This window comes from Rhizobium sp. X9, from assembly GCF_018873185.1.
Taxonomy (GTDB): Bacteria; Pseudomonadota; Alphaproteobacteria; order Rhizobiales; family Rhizobiaceae; genus Agrobacterium; species Agrobacterium oryzihabitans.
In genome coordinates this window covers 2,635,018-2,653,378 of sequence record NZ_CP071311.1, presented here as the reverse complement: position 1 = coordinate 2,653,378, position 18,361 = coordinate 2,635,018, and the positions used below count along the sequence as shown (strand labels likewise).

Here is an 18,361-nt window from a genome sequence, read left to right as displayed (position 1 = left end):
ACGCACGTGTTGGCTATCAGAGTAAGCGGGGTTTTATCCATGCCCAAATCACTCGACAGTTTCAATTGTCGTTCCGTCCTTACCGTGGATGGTAAGGAATACGTCTATTTCAGCCTTCCCAAGGCTGAGGCAAATGGCCTCAAGGGCGTATCCAGGCTGCCCTATTCCATGAAGGTGCTGCTCGAAAATCTGCTTCGTTTCGAGGACGGCCAGTCCGTCACCAAGCAGCATATTCTGGCCGTTGCCGAATGGCTCAACAACAAGGGCCTGACCGAAACCGAAATCGCTTATCGCCCCGCCCGCGTTCTGATGCAGGACTTCACCGGTGTTCCAGCCGTAGTCGATCTTGCAGCCATGCGCGACGCCATGGTGTCGCTTGGCGGCGACCCGGAAAAAATCAATCCGCTCGTCCCCGTCGATCTCGTCATCGACCACTCGGTCATCGTTGACGAATTCGGCACACCGACTGCGTTTGCCCGCAACGTAGAGCTCGAATATGAGCGCAATGGTGAGCGTTACCGCTTCCTGAAGTGGGGCCAGCAGGCATTCAAGAATTTTCGCGTGGTGCCGCCCGGTACGGGTATCTGTCACCAGGTCAACCTCGAATATCTCGGCCAGACCGTCTGGACGAAGGAAGAGGATGGCGAAACGATTGCTTACCCGGATACCTGCGTTGGCACGGATTCGCATACCACGATGATCAATGGTCTCGGCGTTCTCGGCTGGGGCGTTGGCGGTATCGAGGCTGAAGCGGCGATGCTCGGTCAGCCGGTCTCCATGCTTCTGCCTGAGGTCATCGGCTTCAAACTGACGGGCAAGGTGAAGGAGGGCGTGACCGCGACCGACCTCGTGCTGACCGTCGTGCAGATGCTGCGCAAGAAGGGCGTGGTTTCCAAATTCGTCGAATTCTTCGGCCCCGGCCTTGATTCGATGACGCTGGCCGACCGCGCCACCATCGGCAACATGGGTCCGGAATATGGCGCGACCTGCGGCTTCTTCCCGGTTGACGGCGAGACCATCAACTATCTGACCATGTCCGGTCGCACCAAGGACCGTATTGCGCTCGTCGAAGCCTATTCGAAGGCGCAGGACATGTGGCGCACCGGCGACGGTTCGGACCTCGTTTTCACTGATACGCTGGAACTCGACCTCGGCGATGTCGTGCCCTCCATGGCCGGCCCGAAGCGTCCGGAAGGCCGCCTGCCGCTCGAAACCATTGCGCCGAATTTCGCGACGGCTCTCGAAAACGACTACAAGAAGCCCGGCCAGCTCCACAGCCGCTATGCGGTTGAGGGCGAGGAGTTCGATCTCGGCCATGGCGATGTGGCGATTGCCGCCATCACCTCCTGCACCAACACTTCCAACCCCTCGGTTCTCATCGCTGCCGGCCTTCTCGCCCGCAACGCCGTTGCCAAGGGGCTGAAGTCCAAGCCGTGGGTGAAAACCTCGCTCGCGCCGGGAAGCCAAGTGGTTGCCGAATATCTCGACAAGTCCGGTCTGCAGAAGGACCTCGACACCATCGGCTTCAACCTCGTCGGTTTCGGCTGCACGACCTGCATCGGCAACTCCGGCCCGCTGCCGGCGCCGATCTCCAAGACGATCAACGACAAGGGTCTGATCACGGCTGGCGTTCTTTCGGGCAACCGCAACTTCGAGGGCCGTATTTCGCCGGACGTTCAGGCGAACTATCTGGCCTCTCCGCCGCTCGTCGTGGCCTATGCGCTTGCCGGCACGGTCCAGAAGGACCTGACGAAGGAGCCAATCGGCGACGATCAGAACGGCAATCCGGTCTATCTCAAGGATATCTGGCCGACCTCGCAGGAAATCCAGGAATTCATCCTGAAATACGTCACCCGCGAACTTTACGAATCGAAGTACGCTGATGTCTTCAAGGGTGACGCGAACTGGCAGGCCGTTCAGGTTCCCCCGGGCCAGACATATGCCTGGGACGACAAGTCGACCTATGTTCAGAACCCGCCTTATTTCGTGGGCATGGGCAAGACCGGTTCCGGCCTCAAGAATATCAAGGGCGCGCGCGTTCTTGGTCTCTTTGGCGACAAGATCACCACCGACCACATTTCTCCGGCCGGTTCGATCAAGGCCGCTTCGCCGGCCGGCGCCTATCTGACGGAGAATGGTGTGGCCGTTGCCGACTTCAACCAGTACGGCACGCGTCGTGGCAATCATGAAGTGATGATGCGCGGCACCTTCGCCAATATCCGCATCCGCAACCACATGCTCGGCCCGAACGGCAAGGAAGGTGGCTACACCATCCACTATCCGTCCAAGGAAGAGATGTCGATCTACGACGCTGCCATGAAATACAAGGCGGAGGGCGTTCCGCTCGTCATCTTCGCCGGTGTCGAATATGGCAACGGTTCTTCCCGTGACTGGGCGGCGAAGGGCACCAACCTGCTCGGCGTCAAGGCCGTGATCGCACAGTCCTTTGAGCGTATTCACCGTTCGAACCTCGTGGGCATGGGTGTCGTTCCCTTCGTTTTCGAGGAAGGCACGACCTGGGCAAGCCTTGATCTGAAGGGGGACGAAATCGTCGAGATCGACGGTCTCGAAGGTGAGATCAAGCCGCGTGAAAAGAAGATCGCCAAGATCACCTACAGCGACGGTTCGGTTAAGGAAGTTCCGCTTCTTTGCCGCATCGATACGCTGGACGAAGTGATCTACATGAACAATGGCGGCATTCTGCAGACCGTTCTTCGCGATCTGGCTGCCTGATCAAGCATAGACCAATAAAAGGCGCCGCGAGAAATCCCGGCGTCTTTCCTGTTTCTTCGTCTGTTTTTTTGTGATTGCCGCTCACCCCTTCGTGACTTTCTATTGAGGGGGAATAGACGTTATTTTCCGGTTTGCATCCCGGCGGGATTGATCGCATCAATTCGTCTGGATATCTTGCCGGACAAAGGTTTTTGTAATGCCACTGAAATTCCCCCTGTCGATATGTCTTCTCGGCACGTTCCTCGTCACATCCGCGCATGCGCAGGAGGCAGTGAAGGGCGTCGTTGAATTGTTCACATCGCAGGGATGCTCGTCTTGCCCGCCGGCGGACGAGGCTTTGCGCAAGATGATCCAGAAGGGCGATGTCGTCGGTCTCTCTTATCATGTCGACTACTGGAATTATCTCGGCTGGGCGGATTCGCTTGCATCGAAGGAAAATACCGAACGGCAATATGGCTATATGCGCGCGCTTGGCCGCAACGGTGTCTATACGCCGCAGGCCATTCTGAACGGTCGCGATCATGTCAAGGGTGCCGATGTTCGCGGCATTTATGACCGGCTTGATGCATTCAAGCGCGAGGGGCAGGGGCTGAACGTGCCGGTCTCGTCAAAATTTGCCGGGGACGAGGTGGAGATCGATATTGGCGCCGGCAACGGCAAGGCCGATGTCGTGGTTGCCTATTTCACGCGCGAGCAGACGGTGGATGTGCAGAAGGGCGAAAACCAGGGAAAAAAAATGTCCTACTGGCACAGCGTCTATGATGTGCAGACCGTCGGCATGTGGGATGGTTCGCCGATGACAGTGAAACTTCCGGCGAGTGTCGTTGCAAAGGTGAAAAAGGGTGGCTGCGCCGTCCTGCTGCAGACGGCTAATGCCAGCGGCGATCCGGCGGCTATCGTCGGCGCGAGCATTCTTTTGGGAAATGAAACCCCCTAATCGCCTGTCGGGCGATGGAAGATCCGGTCCGGGCATTGGGGGCTGGGGGTAAAGGGTCAATGCACCGGACCGGGTCATCTTGGTGCCTAGGCATCAATTGACAATAGGACTATTCCACCCAATTCGGGCCATGGTTTGACCGAAATACGGCAGGCCATGCTAAAATGGCTGCCTAAATGGTTACCATTTTTTACCCCTGCTTTTGCGGCAGGCAGCCTCCCTGGTGGCTTTGGTGGGAGCCATTTTATGTAGTCGCCTCTCGATTTTGGTGTCGTTCCAAGATTGTAAAATGCCTTCGGATCATTGCCGATGCTGTGTCTTACGGCGCGGGCGAGGCTTGCAATTTCGCCGTCACGGGCTCACATTAAGTGGATGATTTGGGTGGAATCGGAGGTATTGGATGACCGATCAACCGGATGTGCAGCAGGTGCAGACTGCTTCACGCGACAATTCCACCGTTATCGATCTCCGTGAATACAAGAAGAACAAGGACCCTTTGCCGGTCACCTTTCACCGGCGCGAGCTGGATGCGATCCTGCGCATCTATGGCCGGATGGTGGGAGAGGGCGAGTGGCGCGATTATGCCATCGACCACTTGCGGGAAAAGGCGGTATTTTCGGTCTTCAAGCGCTCCGGCGAAATGCCGCTCTACAGGATTGAGAAAAACCCCAAGCTGGCAACGAAACAGGGGGCCTATAGCGTGGTCAATACGGACGGCCGCATTCTCAAACGAGGTCATGAGCTTCCGCAGGTTCTCAAGGTTTTCGACAAGGTCTTGAAGCTCATCGAGTGAGCTTCAGACCGGCGGGGTGCGTACTTGCCGCCGGTTGAGGACAAGAGAATTCGGAGGCCGTCAGGTTTCGATTGCAGGTAAATAAAAAGGCGGCCGATGGGCCGCCTTTCGCATGTTTGCCAGTCGGGTTCCTACCCTTACTTGTCACGGTTGCCCATGAACTGCAGAAGGAACATGAACAGGTTGATGAAGTCGAGATAAAGCGTCAGCGCACCCATGATGGCTTTGCGGCCAGCCACGGCAACTTCGTCGCCATCGAAGTACATTTCCTTGATCTTCTGCGTGTCATAGGCGGTGAGGCCTGCGAAGATCAGCACGCCGATCGCGGAAATCGCGAACTGCAGCGCAGAGGAGGCGAGGAAGATGTTGACGATGGATGCGATGATGAGGCCGAATAGACCCATGATCAGGAACGAACCCATGCCTGAAAGGTCTTTTTTCGTCGTGTAACCGTAAAGCGAGAGCGCGCCGAACGAGGCAGCGGTCACGAAGAACGTCTGTACGACGCTCTGGCCGGTATAGACCAGAAAGATCGAGGACAGAGACACACCCATCAGCGCCGCATAGACCCAGAAGGTCATCTGGGCGGCGGAAACGCTCATGTTCTGGATACGGAAGCTAAGGAAGAACACCAGTCCGAGCGGTGCGAGCATGACGACCCAGCGCAGCGGCGACGCATAGAGCAACTGTGCGAAAGCCGGATTGGTGGTCGCGAGCGTGAAGGTAGCGAACGCCGCAATGCCGGTGATGACCAGAGCCAGCGCCATCAGGTTGTAAACCTTGAGCATATAGGCGCGAAGACCTTCATCGATCATCGCACCAGTCTGTGCACGGGTCTGCGCCATGCGGTTCTGGTAGTTATTGAAGTCAGCCATTGTTTCCTCTTTTGAGCTCCGTAATTGCTACGGTGTCGGGATACCTCCCGGGCGCCGCTGCGGAGCTTCAGCAAGCCTGCCCAAGAATATGATGGCAGAACGTGTCCGATACAAGGCCTTTTCCGGTCGAAAAGACACCATATGCGCGAAAAGCGCTCACGTTTCGGCGATCATTACAAAGAATTAATCGTTAAAGTTAAGCGGCGCACAACCGATGATTATTCACCCGCCTGCCGCAAAACCGGAGCGGCTTTCTGTCCGAGAATTCGCCAGGTACCGATGAGGCCGATACCCACCGTCATGACGAGGGCGACGACGAGCGTGCCTATCGCCACATCCGGCAGGAAGGTGGAGGGCAGTTTCATGATGCGGGCAATCACGAACCATGCCGAGACGCCACCGGCGAAAAGTGCGAAAACGGCGGTGGCGAGACCGAGCATCATGTACTCGTAGGAGAAGGCGCGGATGAGCAGATTGCGCGTGCCGCCCAGCGTTTTCAGGATGACCGCGTCATGGGTGCGGGCGCGGTTTCCGGCGGCAAGAGCGCCGGCGAGAACGAGAACCGATGCTATCAGGGCAACGGCCGCCGCGGCACGAATGGCAGTGGCAAGCTGGCCGACCAACCGGTTGACGACATCGAGGGCGTCCTTCACGCGCACGCTGGTGATCGTCGGGTAGGCGTTGGTGACGGCGCGCAATATCTGGCCTTCATCACTTGCGGATGCGGAAGGGTCAGCGAGTGTCGCAAGCCAGGCATGCGGTGCGCCGCGGAACGTGTTTGGCGAAAACACCATGACGAAATTGATCGACAGGGATTCCCATTCGACATTGCGCAGATTGGCGATCTTCGCCGTGATGCTGCGGCCGAGCACGTTGACGGTGACGCTGTCGCCGATCTTGAGGCCCAGTTCCCGCGCCTCTTCCGCCGCAAAAGAGACCAGCGGTTCGCCGCTATAGTCCTGTCCCCACCACGTTCCTTCCGTCAGTGTCGCGTTTTCGGGAATATCCTGCGAATAGGTAATGCCCCGATCGCCGCGCAGCACCCATCGACCGGCCGGCGGCACATCCATTTTTGTCACATCTTCGCCGTTGAGCGCGAGGATCCGCCCGCGCAGCATCGGCACCTCGGTCAGCGTGCCTTCCGGCGCTTCCCGCTTCAGGAGATCGCGGAAGCCCTGCAGCTCGCTGCCCTGAATATCCACGAAGAAGAAATTCGGCGCGCGGTCCGGCAGGCTGTCCGTCAGTTCGCGGCGCAGATTGCCGTCGATCAGCGTCAGGGTCACGAGCAGGGTCAGGCCAAGGCCGAGGGAGAGCACGACCGAGGGTGTGAGCGCACCCGGCCGGTGAATATTGCCAATCGCCAGGCGAAGGGCGGCGGAATGAACGCGTGGGCTGCGTTTGGCGATGGCCTTCACGCCAGATGCCACGAGCCGCAGGACCACGAAAGCGAAGGCGATGGCGGCGAGGAAGACCGAGGCGATGAAACGGTCTTCCGCCGAAAATATGGCAAGTGCTGCGAGCGCTGCCAGCAGCAGGCCGGTGGTGGCCAGATAGGGCCAGGACGGCCAGCTGCCCTCTTCGAAACCCTGTTCGCGGAAGAGCGCCGTCGCCGGGACCTCGCGTGCCTGACCGAGAGGCACGATGGCGAAGGCAAGCGTCGTCAAGAGGCCGAACAGCGCGGCGAGACCGAGTGCGCCGGGGTAGAAGGCGAGTTCTTCCGGCACCGGAAGCACGCCTTCCAGAAAGCGCATGGCGACCAGTGGCGCGATGGCGCCCACCGCAAGGCCGATGACGATGCCGACAACGGCAATGAAGGCGATCTGGAAGAGATAGGTCATGGTGACCACGGAGGCCGGTGCGCCCAGGCATTTCAGCGAGGCAATCGTGGTGCGCTTGGAATCGAGAAAGGCGCGAACGGCGTTGGCGACGCCGACACCGCCGACGATGAGGGCGGTAAGCCCCACCAGCGTCAGGAATTGCGAGAAGCGGTTGACGTTTTCGGTGAGCGAGGGGGCTGCGCGGTCGCTGGTGCGGATGGACCAGCCGGCATCGGGGAACGCCTTGTTGGCCGCGTCGGTCATCGTTGTCCGTGCTGCCGGGTCGTCCAGCCGGATTTTATAGGCATGTTCGACCAGGCTGCCGTTCTGAACGAGACCCGAGGCAAAAAGGGCATCGCGGCTGACCATCAGCCTCGGTGCAAAACCGAAGCCATCGGACAACGCGTCCGGTTCGTCGACCACGGTGCCGGTCAGTTTAAGCTTCGCATTGCCAAGCAGGATTTCATCGCCGACCTTGATGCCGAGCCGTTCGAGCAAAAGCGGCGCAGCGATTGCGCCATAGGTGTCGCCGGTCGCGGCCAGAAGCTCGCTCAGCGGCCGATTGGGATCCGCCACGAAGGTACCGTAGAGCGGATAGGCGCCATCGATGGCCTTCACTTCCGTCAGGGTCTGTTCGGAACCGTCGGCGAGGCGCGCCATGGAGCGCAGCCCGGTGGAAACGGCGATCTTGCCGAGGCCGTCGAGATAGGCCCTTTCCTCTGCGGTCGCCTCCCTGTTGCGCAGTTCGAAACGCACATCGCCTGCCAATATGGACTGGCCTTCCGTGGCGATGGCGCTGGTGACGGCGCGTGACACGGAATTGACGGCTGCAATGGCGCCGGTTCCGAGCGCGATGCAGGCGAGGAAAATGTAAAAGCCGCGCAGGCCGCCGCGAATTTCCCGCCGCGCGAGCCTCGCGGCGTTCCGGATATTGGCGAAAGACGGGAGAAAGGAGCCGATCATGCCGAGACCGCCCGCGCCATCTGGGCCTTGGCGCTGTCACCCTCTATTTCGCCTGAGCGCACCTTGATCTGCCGTGAGCAGCGGGCGGCAAGCGATGGGTCATGGGTGACGAGGACCATGGTCATGCCGCGTTCGGCCTGTTTTGTAAAAAGAAGATCGGCGATCTGCTTGCCGGTATCTGTATCGAGATTGCCCGTCGGTTCATCGGCGATCAACACGGCGGGGGAGGGGGCCAGCGCGCGGGCGATGGCGACACGCTGCTGCTCGCCGCCGGAGAGTTGACCGGGATAGTGGTTGAGGCGTTCGCCCAGACCGACGGCCACGAGTTCCCGTTTGGCGATCTCGAAGGGGTTCGGAACATTGGCCAGTTCCAGCGGAACGGCGACGTTTTCCAGCGCTGTCATGTTTGCGATGAGATGGAAGGACTGGAAAACGATGCCGATATTCTTGCCGCGGAAATCCGCGAGCGCATCTTCGCCGAGCTTGTGCAGCTCCGTGTTCGCGATGACGATCTCACCGCTATCAAGCCTCTCAAGCCCGGCAAGCACCATCAGAAGCGTCGATTTTCCCGAGCCGGACGGGCCGACAATGCCAACCGCCTCGCCTTCGCCGATGGCGAGATCGATGTTCTTGAGAACGTGAACGGAGGCGGCGGCGTTGCCGAGCGTGAGGTCGGCTTTCTTCAGCTCTATGATGCTTTTCGTCACAATTCTCGTTCCTATATATGATGAAAACAGTCTGGCGGTGTCGATGCGGTCGGTATTTCAGACAATGTGAACCAAGTTAGGAAAGCCGTGATGAGATTTAAAGCTGCCCTGTTTCACTTCATCGTCATTTTCGCCGCCGCCTTTTCTGCCTCTGTGGCCATGGCTCAGGAGCGGACATTGCAATTGGTCGGCCTCGGCGACAGCCTGATGGCCGGGTATCAGCTGCCTCCTAACGACAGCTACACCGCACAGCTTGAAGCTGCATTAAAAGCCAAGGGCATCAATGTCACCGTCACCAATGCCGGTGTGTCCGGAGATACCTCGTCCGGCGGTCTGGCGCGGGCGGAATGGTCCGTTCCTGATGGTACGGACGGGGTCATTCTGGAACTCGGAGCCAATGATGCGCTGCGTGGTATTGCGCCGGAACAGACCGAAAAGAACCTCGACGCCATCATTTCCGGTTTTCAGAAGCGCAATATAGCCGTCTTGCTGGTCGGCATTATGGCGCCGCCGAATATGGGCGAAGATTATGCCAAGCGCTTCAATCCGCTCTATCCTCAGCTTGCGGAAAAATACAACCTGCCGCTTTATCCCTTCTTTCTGGATGGCGTGGTGACAGATGACAAGCTGAAGCTGGATGACAAGATGCACCCCAATACGCAAGGAGTTGCCATGATGGTCGAGAAATCTTTGCCGGCTGTTGAAAGCTTCATCAAGACAATCGGTGCGCAAAAAAAATAAGCACTTGCGCCCGCCTGCATTGCGTGATTCGCTATGCTTGTTCTGCCAAGAGATTCGGGGAGCTCGCCATGCCGAGACTGTTTACCGCCCTCGAAATTCCGCGCAATGCGGCTATGAGCCTCTCATTGTTGCGCGGTGGTCTGCCGGGAGCCCGGTGGATCGATGTGGAGAATTATCACATAACCCTGCGTTTTATCGGTGATATCGACGGGCGGACCGCCGATGAGGTCGTTGACCGGCTGGATCGGATCGAAAGGCCGGAATTCCAGCTCAATCTCACCGGCATGGGTTCCTTCGGTTCCAAGAAACCGCATTCCATCTGGGCAGGGGTTTCCCCCTCACCGGAAATGCATGCGCTGCAGGCCGAGGTCGAGAGAATTTGTCAGAGGATCGGTCTCCCACCCGATCCGCGCAAATTCATGCCACATGTGACGCTGGCGCGGCTGCGCTCCTCGCGTCTGGACGATGTGGTGCATTATCTTTCCGGACGCGGCAACTTCCGCACCTCGCCCTTCACGGTCGGCCGTTTCGTGCTGATGTCGTCGAAGGAATCGGTGGGCGGCGGGCCCTATATCGTTGAAGAGGCCTTCCCGCTTCACGAGGCGCGATCCAGCTCCATCTTTTCGAGCAACGAGCTGCATCCCGCCAAAAGCATGTTGTAGACGGTTAGAAAGCCGTCTTCACCGCCGAAATATGGATCGGGGACGCTATCGCGGCGTCCCGACGCATAGTCCAGAAAAAGGTGGATTTTGTGCTTGCGGTTTTCCGGCGCTTTTTGGAGCAGCTTCGCCAGGTTGCTCGTATCCATGGCAAGGATCAGATCGAAGGTTTCGAAATCGACCTGACTGACCTGCCTTGCCCGTTGCCGGGAAATATCGATGCCATGCTTGCGGGCCACCGCAACCGATCTGCGGTCCGGGGCGTTGCCCGCGTGCCAGCCACCCGTTCCGGCGGAATCGACGGTGAGTTGGTCTGCGACACCTTTCAGTTCGGCAAGATGGGCAAAAACGCCTTCGGCGAGGGGTGAACGGCAGATGTTGCCCATGCAAACAAACAGAACGGATGTGCGTTTCATGAGGATTATGGGTCGCTCCGGCAATTCAAGCGTGCCATGGTTGTGCCGGTACGGCAGGCGCCCTGTCACGCGGAGGTGAAAACATGAAATATCCCAGACTTGAGCAGGACGCCATCCGGCAGGAGCTCTTAAAACTTGAAGGCTGGTCGTTACGGGAAGATGGCGCGGCGATCGTCAGATCTTTCAAGTTTTCGAGTTTTGCGGAGGCTTTCGGTTTCATGGCGGAGTCCGCTCTTGTGGCGGAAAAGCTCAACCACCACCCGGAATGGTCCAATGTCTACTCGCGGGTGAAGGTCTGCCTCACCACGCATGATTCGCAGGGCGTGACCGAGCAGGATTTTCTTCTGGCCGGTGCCATGCAGAAGGCTGCCGCCGGCCGGGGGAATTGAACGCTGGGCCATAAGTCCCATATAATAGCCGTGACCGGAGGACCGTCGATCATGGATGATGTGAAAATCGGTGAAATTCTTCTGCCCGGCGAAAACGACAGGCAGGAAGAGCGCGAGAGCGTCGTGCGTGCCAAATTCTGGCCGAAGCTGAAGCGCGTGATGACGAAGGTGCCGTTTGCGCGCGACGCGGCGGCTGCCTATTATTGCGCGATCGACCGCGACACGCCGCTGCGCGCCAAGGGCATCATTCTTGCTGCTCTCGCCTATTTCATCATGCCGATGGATGCCGTGCCGGATGTGCTGGCGGTCATCGGTTTTACCGACGACATCGCGGTTATCACCGCCGCCCTTGCCATGATCCGCGCCCATATCAAGATGGAACATTACGACGCCGCGGACGCCATGCTGAAAAGACAGCAGGAAGCCGGGTAACGTGTCTGTGATGTGCCTGCCCGGTCGAGCCCAGCAGGTGACAAATTCTTGCCTGAATTTGTGTGTCATACACATGACGGAAGGACGTGCCTCGCCCTTCTCCTCAGGGTGCTGGGAGTCGCCGATCTGTAACACTGCAAGACGTTTCGGCATTTTATGCGTGTTGTTGACGGTTTGGTAACCGCTTCCTGACCACAATGAGAAAAGACGATCCGCACCTGAACGTGGCCGATCCATAAAATGGAGCCCGCCGCTGCTTCGGGCCAATGGAAGACAATAACCCGGCAGGAAATTCTATGTTTGTAAGAAGTGTAGCAACCGCAGTGGCCATTTTGCTGACCAGCGTCGGCGTAGCATCTGCACAGTCGCCCACGCGCATCCAGCAGTTCAATGCATGGGGTGCCTATTCGTACAAATCGGGCAACAGCACCGTCTGCTACGTTCTTTCCATTCCGACCGCCAAGGAACCGGCGAGCGTCGATCACGGTGATATCTTCTTCATCGTGTCGCAGCGTCCGGGCCAGAACATCTCCTATGAGCCGCAGGCCATGGTGGGTTACCCGCTGAAGCAGGGTTCAAAGGTCAATGTGACGATCGACAACAAGAACTTCGTCATGTTCACCAAGGACAAGGCTGCCTGGGTTGAAAATGCTGCCGAAGAACCGGCTCTCGTGGCTGCGATGAAGGGCGGCAAGTCGATGACCGTCAAGGCCGTCTCCGGCCGCGGCACCGCGACGTCCTATTCCTATTCGCTCTCGGGCATTTCGGCCGCTCTCAAGCAGATCGAGAGCTGCAAGTAATACTGACACTCTGTCAGCTTGGTGGATGGCCGGTCATGGATCGGCCATTTGCGTTTTTACCAGTTTGATGCTAAACGCGCGGCAACATTGACAGGCGGATGCGCGAAAAGTGCTCCGCCTTTGATTTTCTCGACATGCAGACGATTTTCCGCCTATCCGACAGGCCGGTCGTGCGATGCATGGAATGATGGGATAGCGTGATGTCCGTAATGCAAGCCCCTGCCGGCCTGGCAGTCAAAACCCCGCTGATCGCCAATAGCGATCTCATGTCCGGCAAGCCGTCGCTGATCGGCCTGACGCGTGAGGACATGGGTGAGGCGCTGGCCGAAATCGGCGTGCCGCAGAAGCAGGTGAAGATGCGCGTCAGCCAGTTGTGGAACTGGCTTTATGTGCGCGGCGTCTCGGATTTCGACAATATGACCAATGTCGCCAAGGAGCTTCGCGAGAAGCTGAAGGCGGCCTTCACTATCGCCCGCCCGGAAATCGTCGAAGAGCAGATCTCCAATGACGGTACCCGCAAATGGCTGATGCGTTTTCCGCCGCGCGGTGCGGGACGTCCCGTCGAGATTGAGACTGTCTATATTCCCGAAGAGGGTCGCGGCACGCTGTGCATTTCGAGTCAGGTGGGCTGTTCGCTGACCTGTTCCTTCTGTCACACCGGCACCCAGCGCCTGGTGCGCAATCTGACGGCTGAGGAAATCCTCTCCCAGCTTCTGCTGGCCCGCGATCGGCTCGGCGATTTTCCCGATGGTTCGACACCGGTTGGCGCCTATGTGCCGAGCGAAGGCCGCAAGGTCTCCAACATCGTGATGATGGGGATGGGCGAACCGCTCTATAATTTCGAGCATGTGAAGACCGCGCTTCTGATTGCCACCGATGGCGACGGCCTGTCGCTCTCCAAGCGTCGCGTCACGCTCTCCACCTCCGGCGTTGTGCCGGAAATCTTCCGCACCGGGGATGAGATCGGCGTGATGCTGGCGATTTCGCTGCATGCGGTGCGTGATGAGCTGCGCGACATGCTGGTGCCGATCAACAAGAAATATCCGCTGAAGGAGCTGATCGAAGCCTGCCGCAAATATCCCGGCCTTTCCAATGCCCGCCGCATTACCTTCGAATATGTGATGCTGAAGGATGTGAATGACAGCCTGGAAGACGCAAAGATGCTGGTTCAGCTTCTGAAGGGCGTTCCGGCCAAGATCAACCTCATCCCGTTCAATCCATGGCCGGGCACGAATTACCAGTGCTCTGACTGGGCGCAGATCGAGAAGTTCGCCGATTTCATCAATCAGGCGGGTTATGCCTCGCCGATCCGCACGCCGCGCGGCCGCGACATTCTTGCCGCTTGCGGTCAGCTGAAGTCGGAATCGGAGCGCATGCGCAAGACGGAGCGGCTGGCTTTCGAGGCGATGATGATCGCCAACCACGGCGCTGATGACTGAATAAGTCACAACTGCGCCAGAAAGCTTGGCTTGCGGCGGTTCTACGATTGATTTCGGGCTGTCTTGTTTCTAATAAGACGGCAATAAGAAACCAACTGGAGGATACCCATGCGCGCATTTATTCTGGCGCTCGCAGCAGCGAGCGCCCTCGTTCTGCCGGCCAAGGCTGAAAACGTCACCGTCGCCGTCACTGCCATCGTCGAACATCCGGCGCTTGACGCAGCACGTGATGGCGTCAAGGCAGCCCTTGCGGAAGCCGGTTACAAGGAAGGCGAGAACCTCAAGTTCCTCTACGAGTCCGCGCAGGGCAATCCCGGCACCGCAGCGCAGATCGCGCGCCAGTTCGTGGGCGATGCGCCTGATGTCATCGTGCCGATCTCCACGCCGTCGGCACAGGCCGTCGTTGCGGCGACGCGCGATATTCCTGTCGTCTTCACGGCCGTTTCCGATCCGGTCGGTGCACAGCTCGTCAAGAGCATGGAAAAGCCCGGCCGCAACGTGACCGGCCTTTCCGACATGCTGCCGGTTGGCGAGCATCTGGCGCTCATCAAGGAAATTTCGCCGAACGCGAAGTCCATCGGCTTCATATACAACTCGGCCGAGGCCAACTCCGCGTCCACTCTCGCACTGCTGAAGGCTGAAGCCGAAAAGGCCGGCCTGAAGATCGTCGAATCCGTCGCCACCAAGTCCGCTGAAGTTCAGGGCGCGACACGCGCGCTGGTCGGCAAGGCGGACGTGATCTACGTTCCGACCGACAACACCATCGTTTCCGCTTTTGAGGCGGCAGCCGGCGTTGCAGCGGAAGCCAAGATCCCGCTTTATGCCGCCGATACGGATTCCGTTGCGCGCGGTGCGGTTGCTGCCCTCGGCTTCAACTATTTCGACGTTGGCAAGCAGACCGGCGCCGTGGTTGTCCGTATCCTCAAGGGTGAAAAGCCGGGCGATATTCCGGCAACCGTTGCTGTCGGCACGGATCTGGTGATCAACAAGAAGGCCGCTGAAAAAGCCGGCGTCACCTTCCCGGAAAGCGTGACCAAGCGCGCCACCAAGGTCATCGACTAACAACCGAACTTCGGGCGGCGGCAACCCGCCGCCCGCTTTGCGCGGCACGAAAACAATGCCCGCATCCGCCGACGTGGCGGCAATAACAAGGACATTACCGTGAGCCAAATCGCCTTCTGGGGTGCCGTGGAGCTGGGACTGGTCTTCGCTTTCGTGGCGATCGGCGTCTATCTCGCTTTCCGCGTGCTTGATTTTCCTGATCTGACCGTTGACGGTTCGTTTCCGCTCGGCGCTGCCGTGGCGGCCGTACTGATCATTTACGGTCTCAATGCCTGGGTCGCGACGGCGATTGCGATGGTTGCGGGTGCAGCCGCCGGCATCGTTACGGCCACGCTGAACGTCCGCTTCAAGATACTCAACCTGCTTGCGTCGATCCTGACGATGATCGCGCTATTTTCGGTCAATCTCCGTGTGATGGGGAAACCGAATGTGGCGCTGCTCAATCAGGATACGATGATCTCGCCATTTTATGGTCTTGGCCTTTCCGAATATCTCGTGCGGCCGCTCTTTGTCGGCGCGCTGGTGGTGATTGCGGTCATTCTCGTCTGGCGTTTCCTTGAAAGCGATGCCGGCCTTGCCATGCGGGCAACGGGCGCCAATGCGCGCATGGCGCGGGCGCAGGGTGTGAAGACCGGCAACCAGATCTATCTCGGCATGGCGCTTTCCAATGCGCTGGTGGCGCTCGGCGGGGCGCTGTTTGCGCAGACCAACGGTTTTGCGGATGTGACCTCGGGTGTCGGCACCATCGTCGTCGGGCTTGCGGCCGTCATCATCGGTGAAACGCTGTTCGGCGCACGGGGCATTCTGATTGCGCTGATCGGGTGTGTTTTCGGCTCCATCGCCTATCGCCTTGCCATCCAGCTTGCTTTGTCGAGCGATGTGCTGGGCCTCAAGGCATCCGATCTCAATTTCGTAACGGCGGTATTGGTGGCCATCGCATTGATCCTGCCCCGACTGCGCCGCGGGGGAGCAACATCGTGATTTCCCTTTCCGATATTCAGGTTGTCTTCGGGCGCGGCACGCCGCTGCAAAAGCAGGCGCTGGCCAAGATCGATCTTACCATTGAGACCGGTTCCTTCGTGACCGTTATCGGCTCGAACGGTGCCGGCAAATCCACGCTGCTCGGCGTTCTGGCCGGCGACGTCCTGCCGACGGCCGGAAAGGTGACGATCGGCGGCGCCGATGTCACCCGCAAGCCGACCGCGAGCCGCGCGGGAAGGGTGGCGCGCGTGTTTCAGGACCCGCTGGCGGGCAGCTGCGGCGCGCTCACCATCGAGGAAAATCTGGCGCTTGCGGCATCACGCGGAGAGCGTCGCGGTTTGTTGCCGGCGCTTGGGCGCGGCAGACGGGATTTCTTCAAGGAGCGGATCGCTTCGCTCAATCTCGGCCTGGAAAATCGCCTGAAGGACCGTATGGACCTGTTGTCCGGGGGACAAAGACAGGCGGTCTCGCTTGTCATGGCGACGCTTTCCGGCTCGGATGTGCTGCTGCTGGATGAACATACGGCAGCGCTTGACCCTGGTATGGCGGAGTTCGTGATGGAACTGACCCGCAAGGTGGTCTCCGAGCGCAAGCTGACAACGCTGATGGTCACCCATTCCATGCGCCAGGCGCTGGATTATGGCGACCGCACCATCATGCTGCATGCCGGTGAAATCGTGCTCGACGTATCCGGTGACAGCCGCAAGGGGCTAGAGGTCGAGGATCTGATCGACATGTTCCGCAAGATACGTGGGCAGACGCTAGATGACGACGAGTTGTTGATCGGCTGATCGTTTCAAAAGGCGCCTTCGGGCGCCTTTTTTGTTTGCCGTCAGCGCGCCTGGGTGAAGAAAATCTTGAAGGCGAAAATCGAAAAGACGCCGGCGATCGTATAGTCCAGCCCGCGCAGCACCTTCCTGTTGCGCTGCAGCCAGGCGGACAGGACATCGGCGGCGATAACGATGCCGATGCCGATCGGCAACGCCACTATTATGGACCAGAGCCCAAGGAAAATCAGCTTGCCGGTGACGTGCGGATCGGAGGCGCTGACGAATTGCGGCAGGAAGGTCATGAAGAAGATGATGATCTTCGGGTTCAGGAGATTGACCCAGATGCCGTTCAGCAGGGCGGATTTCAGGGAGGCCTGCGTTTTCTCGCCGGTGGTCTTGACCATCACGAAATCCGAACCCTTGCGGATCGCCTGAATGGCGAGCCAGACGAGATAGGCGGCTCCGCCGGTCTTGAGGACCATGAAGGCGGTCGGTGAGGCGACGATGAGGGCGGCAACGCCGAAAGCGACGAGCATCGTGTGCACGGTAATGCCAATATTGGTTCCGAGAAGCGTCATGAAACCAGCCGTGCGGCCTTCGCGCAGGGACCGGCTGATCCACAGCGTCATGTCGGGTCCCGGCGTTACCGCCAGGAGCAGAATGGCAATGGTGAAGGCGGCAAGTGTTGGCAGGCTTGGAACGAAATCCATCGCGGCACCCATGAAATCTGGAGATTGCCGTTGCTTAACGCGATTTCGCGTTTCTGCCAATGTTTTTGCATGCCGATGAAATGGCGGGCAAAGCCGAACCGGTCATGGCGAAAGCCACCGCAATTTTCAAATCGCGGTGGCTCCAGACATTCAGTTTTTCAGGAAGCTGGTGAAGGCGGCGGAATATTCCGTGTGCCAGCGTGACAGCGGTGGACGGTTCTCGACGATGTCCTGAGCCGCCCAGAGAATGCGTTTCTCATCTGTGGAGCGATCCACCTCGCCATCCGGGCAGAGAATGTAGAAATCGCCCTTGCCGATGCTTTCGACCATGAAGTCGACGGTCTGTTCGCCGGTCCACGCCCCTGCCGGCTTTTCCGTCCTGCCATGGGCGGTAAGGCCCGTAAAGACGAAGCCAGGGATCAGGAGATGGGCGGAAACTGCGCCGTTCGGAATATTGCGCAGCTCATGCTGAAGCGCTTCCGTGAAGGCTTTGACGCCCGCCTTCGAGACATTATAGGCGGGATCGCCGGGCGGGGTGGTGATGCCCTGCTTCGAGCCGGTATTGATGATGAGCGAGGCCTCGCCATGGGCGATCATGCCCTGTCCGAAGACGCGGCTGCCGTTCACCACGCCCATCAGGTTGACGTTGATGACTTTTTCCCAATTGGCCTGCGGGCCGAAAATGGCGCTTCCCGGCTGAATGCCAGCATTGTTCATCAGCACGTGAACCCGCCCGAAACGCTGGATGACAGCACGTTCCAGCGCTTCCAGCTCATCGAGTTTCGAAACGTCGGTTGGAATTGCGACGATCTGCGCCTCGCCGTCCTTTGCGAATGTCAGAATATCCGCATGCGCTGCGGCGAGCCTGTCGCCGTCGAGATCGGCGAGCACAACGCTCATGCCGAAACCGGCGAATTTGCGCGCGGCGGCAAGTCCGATGCCGGATGCCGCACCGGTGATGACGGCGACATTATCTTCCTTGAATGCGGGGTGGATGGTCGTCATAGGTTTCTCCTTCGCGTCGTTTTGTGCTGTTTCCAGCCGTTTGCAACGTTGCCTGAACCCTGAGTGGCTTCATTCACGGTCTTCAAGTCGATCGAGACGCTCCCATGTTAAAGCGCGAAATTCCATAATGCA

At 58.9% G+C, this 18,361-nt stretch carries 18 protein-coding genes; 12 read left to right on the top strand and 6 right to left on the bottom strand.

Annotated elements, in window-relative coordinates; translation table 11 throughout:
• The first annotated feature begins 39 nt into the window (after window positions 1-39).
• The 3 genes from acnA to JZY08_RS12825 all read left to right on the top strand — a co-directional run bounded on the left by acnA (window position 40) and on the right by JZY08_RS12825 (window position 4,463).
• Window positions 40-2,733, top strand: a complete 2,694-nt coding sequence (gene acnA / locus JZY08_RS12835; RefSeq protein ID WP_035241209.1) for an aconitate hydratase AcnA — start codon at window positions 40-42, stop codon at window positions 2,731-2,733.
• Between the two features lie 196 nt (window positions 2,734-2,929).
• Complete coding sequence (locus JZY08_RS12830; protein WP_216330352.1) at window positions 2,930-3,670, top strand: thioredoxin family protein; 741 nt, start codon at window positions 2,930-2,932, stop codon at window positions 3,668-3,670.
• 400 nt (window positions 3,671-4,070) lie between these two features.
• Window positions 4,071-4,463 (top strand): DUF2794 domain-containing protein, encoded by a 393-nt coding sequence (locus tag JZY08_RS12825; protein WP_003492464.1) that lies wholly within the window; start codon window positions 4,071-4,073, stop codon window positions 4,461-4,463.
• Between the two features lie 137 nt (window positions 4,464-4,600).
• Here the strand turns inward: JZY08_RS12825 and JZY08_RS12820 are convergent, their stop codons facing one another.
• The 3 genes from JZY08_RS12820 to JZY08_RS12810 form a co-directional block, all read right to left on the bottom strand.
• Window positions 4,601-5,338 (bottom strand): Bax inhibitor-1/YccA family protein, encoded by a 738-nt coding sequence (locus JZY08_RS12820; protein ID WP_003492462.1) that lies wholly within the window; start codon window positions 5,336-5,338, stop codon window positions 4,601-4,603.
• 218 nt (window positions 5,339-5,556) lie between these two features.
• Window positions 5,557-8,118 carry an ABC transporter permease gene (locus JZY08_RS12815; protein WP_216330351.1) on the bottom strand — a complete coding sequence of 854 codons (2,562 nt, stop codon included), beginning with the start codon at window positions 8,116-8,118 and terminating at the stop codon, window positions 5,557-5,559.
• On the bottom strand, window positions 8,115-8,825 hold the full coding sequence (locus JZY08_RS12810) for an ABC transporter ATP-binding protein (protein WP_080836142.1): 711 nt from the start codon (window positions 8,823-8,825) through the stop codon (window positions 8,115-8,117). The genes JZY08_RS12815 and JZY08_RS12810 overlap by 4 nt, the downstream gene beginning before the upstream one ends.
• Before the next feature lie 90 nt (window positions 8,826-8,915).
• On the opposite strand from JZY08_RS12810, the gene JZY08_RS12805 reads away from it, so the two are divergent.
• Both JZY08_RS12805 and thpR read left to right on the top strand, forming a co-directional pair.
• On the top strand, window positions 8,916-9,566 hold the full coding sequence (locus tag JZY08_RS12805; protein ID WP_082183108.1) for an arylesterase: 651 nt from the start codon (window positions 8,916-8,918) through the stop codon (window positions 9,564-9,566).
• A gap of 68 nt (window positions 9,567-9,634) precedes the next feature.
• Window positions 9,635-10,228, top strand: a complete 594-nt coding sequence (gene thpR, locus JZY08_RS12800; RefSeq protein ID WP_003492455.1) for an RNA 2',3'-cyclic phosphodiesterase — start codon at window positions 9,635-9,637, stop codon at window positions 10,226-10,228.
• Here thpR and JZY08_RS12795 read toward each other — a convergent pair.
• Entirely contained in the window at window positions 10,162-10,641 is a 480-nt protein-coding gene (locus tag JZY08_RS12795) for a low molecular weight protein-tyrosine-phosphatase (protein WP_216330350.1), read from the bottom strand. The two genes, thpR and JZY08_RS12795, sit on opposite strands and share 67 nt — an antisense overlap.
• Window positions 10,642-10,724: 83 nt before the next feature.
• On the opposite strand from JZY08_RS12795, the gene JZY08_RS12790 reads away from it, so the two are divergent.
• The 7 genes from JZY08_RS12790 (at window position 10,725) to JZY08_RS12760 (ending at window position 16,535) form a co-directional block, all read left to right on the top strand.
• Window positions 10,725-11,030 carry a 4a-hydroxytetrahydrobiopterin dehydratase gene (locus tag JZY08_RS12790; RefSeq protein WP_035221696.1) on the top strand — a complete coding sequence of 102 codons (306 nt, stop codon included), beginning with the start codon at window positions 10,725-10,727 and terminating at the stop codon, window positions 11,028-11,030.
• A gap of 51 nt (window positions 11,031-11,081) precedes the next feature.
• Complete coding sequence (locus tag JZY08_RS12785) at window positions 11,082-11,462, top strand: YkvA family protein (RefSeq protein WP_035221694.1); 381 nt, start codon at window positions 11,082-11,084, stop codon at window positions 11,460-11,462.
• Window positions 11,463-11,758: 296 nt separating this feature from the next.
• Window positions 11,759-12,262 (top strand): invasion associated locus B family protein, encoded by a 504-nt coding sequence (locus tag JZY08_RS12780; protein ID WP_035221692.1) that lies wholly within the window; start codon window positions 11,759-11,761, stop codon window positions 12,260-12,262.
• A gap of 266 nt (window positions 12,263-12,528) precedes the next feature.
• Entirely contained in the window at window positions 12,529-13,701 is a 1,173-nt protein-coding gene (rlmN, locus tag JZY08_RS12775) for a 23S rRNA (adenine(2503)-C(2))-methyltransferase RlmN (protein ID WP_078052458.1), read from the top strand.
• 108 nt (window positions 13,702-13,809) lie between these two features.
• Complete coding sequence (locus tag JZY08_RS12770; RefSeq protein ID WP_035221690.1) at window positions 13,810-14,763, top strand: ABC transporter substrate-binding protein; 954 nt, start codon at window positions 13,810-13,812, stop codon at window positions 14,761-14,763.
• A gap of 99 nt (window positions 14,764-14,862) precedes the next feature.
• Window positions 14,863-15,744 (top strand): ABC transporter permease, encoded by an 882-nt coding sequence (locus JZY08_RS12765; RefSeq protein ID WP_035221688.1) that lies wholly within the window; start codon window positions 14,863-14,865, stop codon window positions 15,742-15,744.
• Window positions 15,741-16,535, top strand: a complete 795-nt coding sequence (locus JZY08_RS12760; protein WP_216330349.1) for an ABC transporter ATP-binding protein — start codon at window positions 15,741-15,743, stop codon at window positions 16,533-16,535. Before JZY08_RS12765 ends, JZY08_RS12760 begins: the two co-directional genes overlap by 4 nt.
• A 41-nt stretch (window positions 16,536-16,576) precedes the next feature.
• On the opposite strand, the gene JZY08_RS12755 is transcribed toward JZY08_RS12760, so the two are convergent.
• Both JZY08_RS12755 and JZY08_RS12750 read right to left on the bottom strand, forming a co-directional pair.
• A complete protein-coding gene (locus JZY08_RS12755) occupies window positions 16,577-17,224 on the bottom strand; it encodes a LysE family translocator (protein ID WP_082184531.1) in 648 nt (215 codons plus the stop codon).
• A gap of 150 nt (window positions 17,225-17,374) precedes the next feature.
• Window positions 17,375-18,229, bottom strand: coding sequence for an SDR family NAD(P)-dependent oxidoreductase (locus tag JZY08_RS12750; RefSeq protein WP_216330348.1), 855 nt, complete (start codon window positions 18,227-18,229; stop codon window positions 17,375-17,377).
• Window positions 18,230-18,361 lie beyond the last annotated feature (132 nt).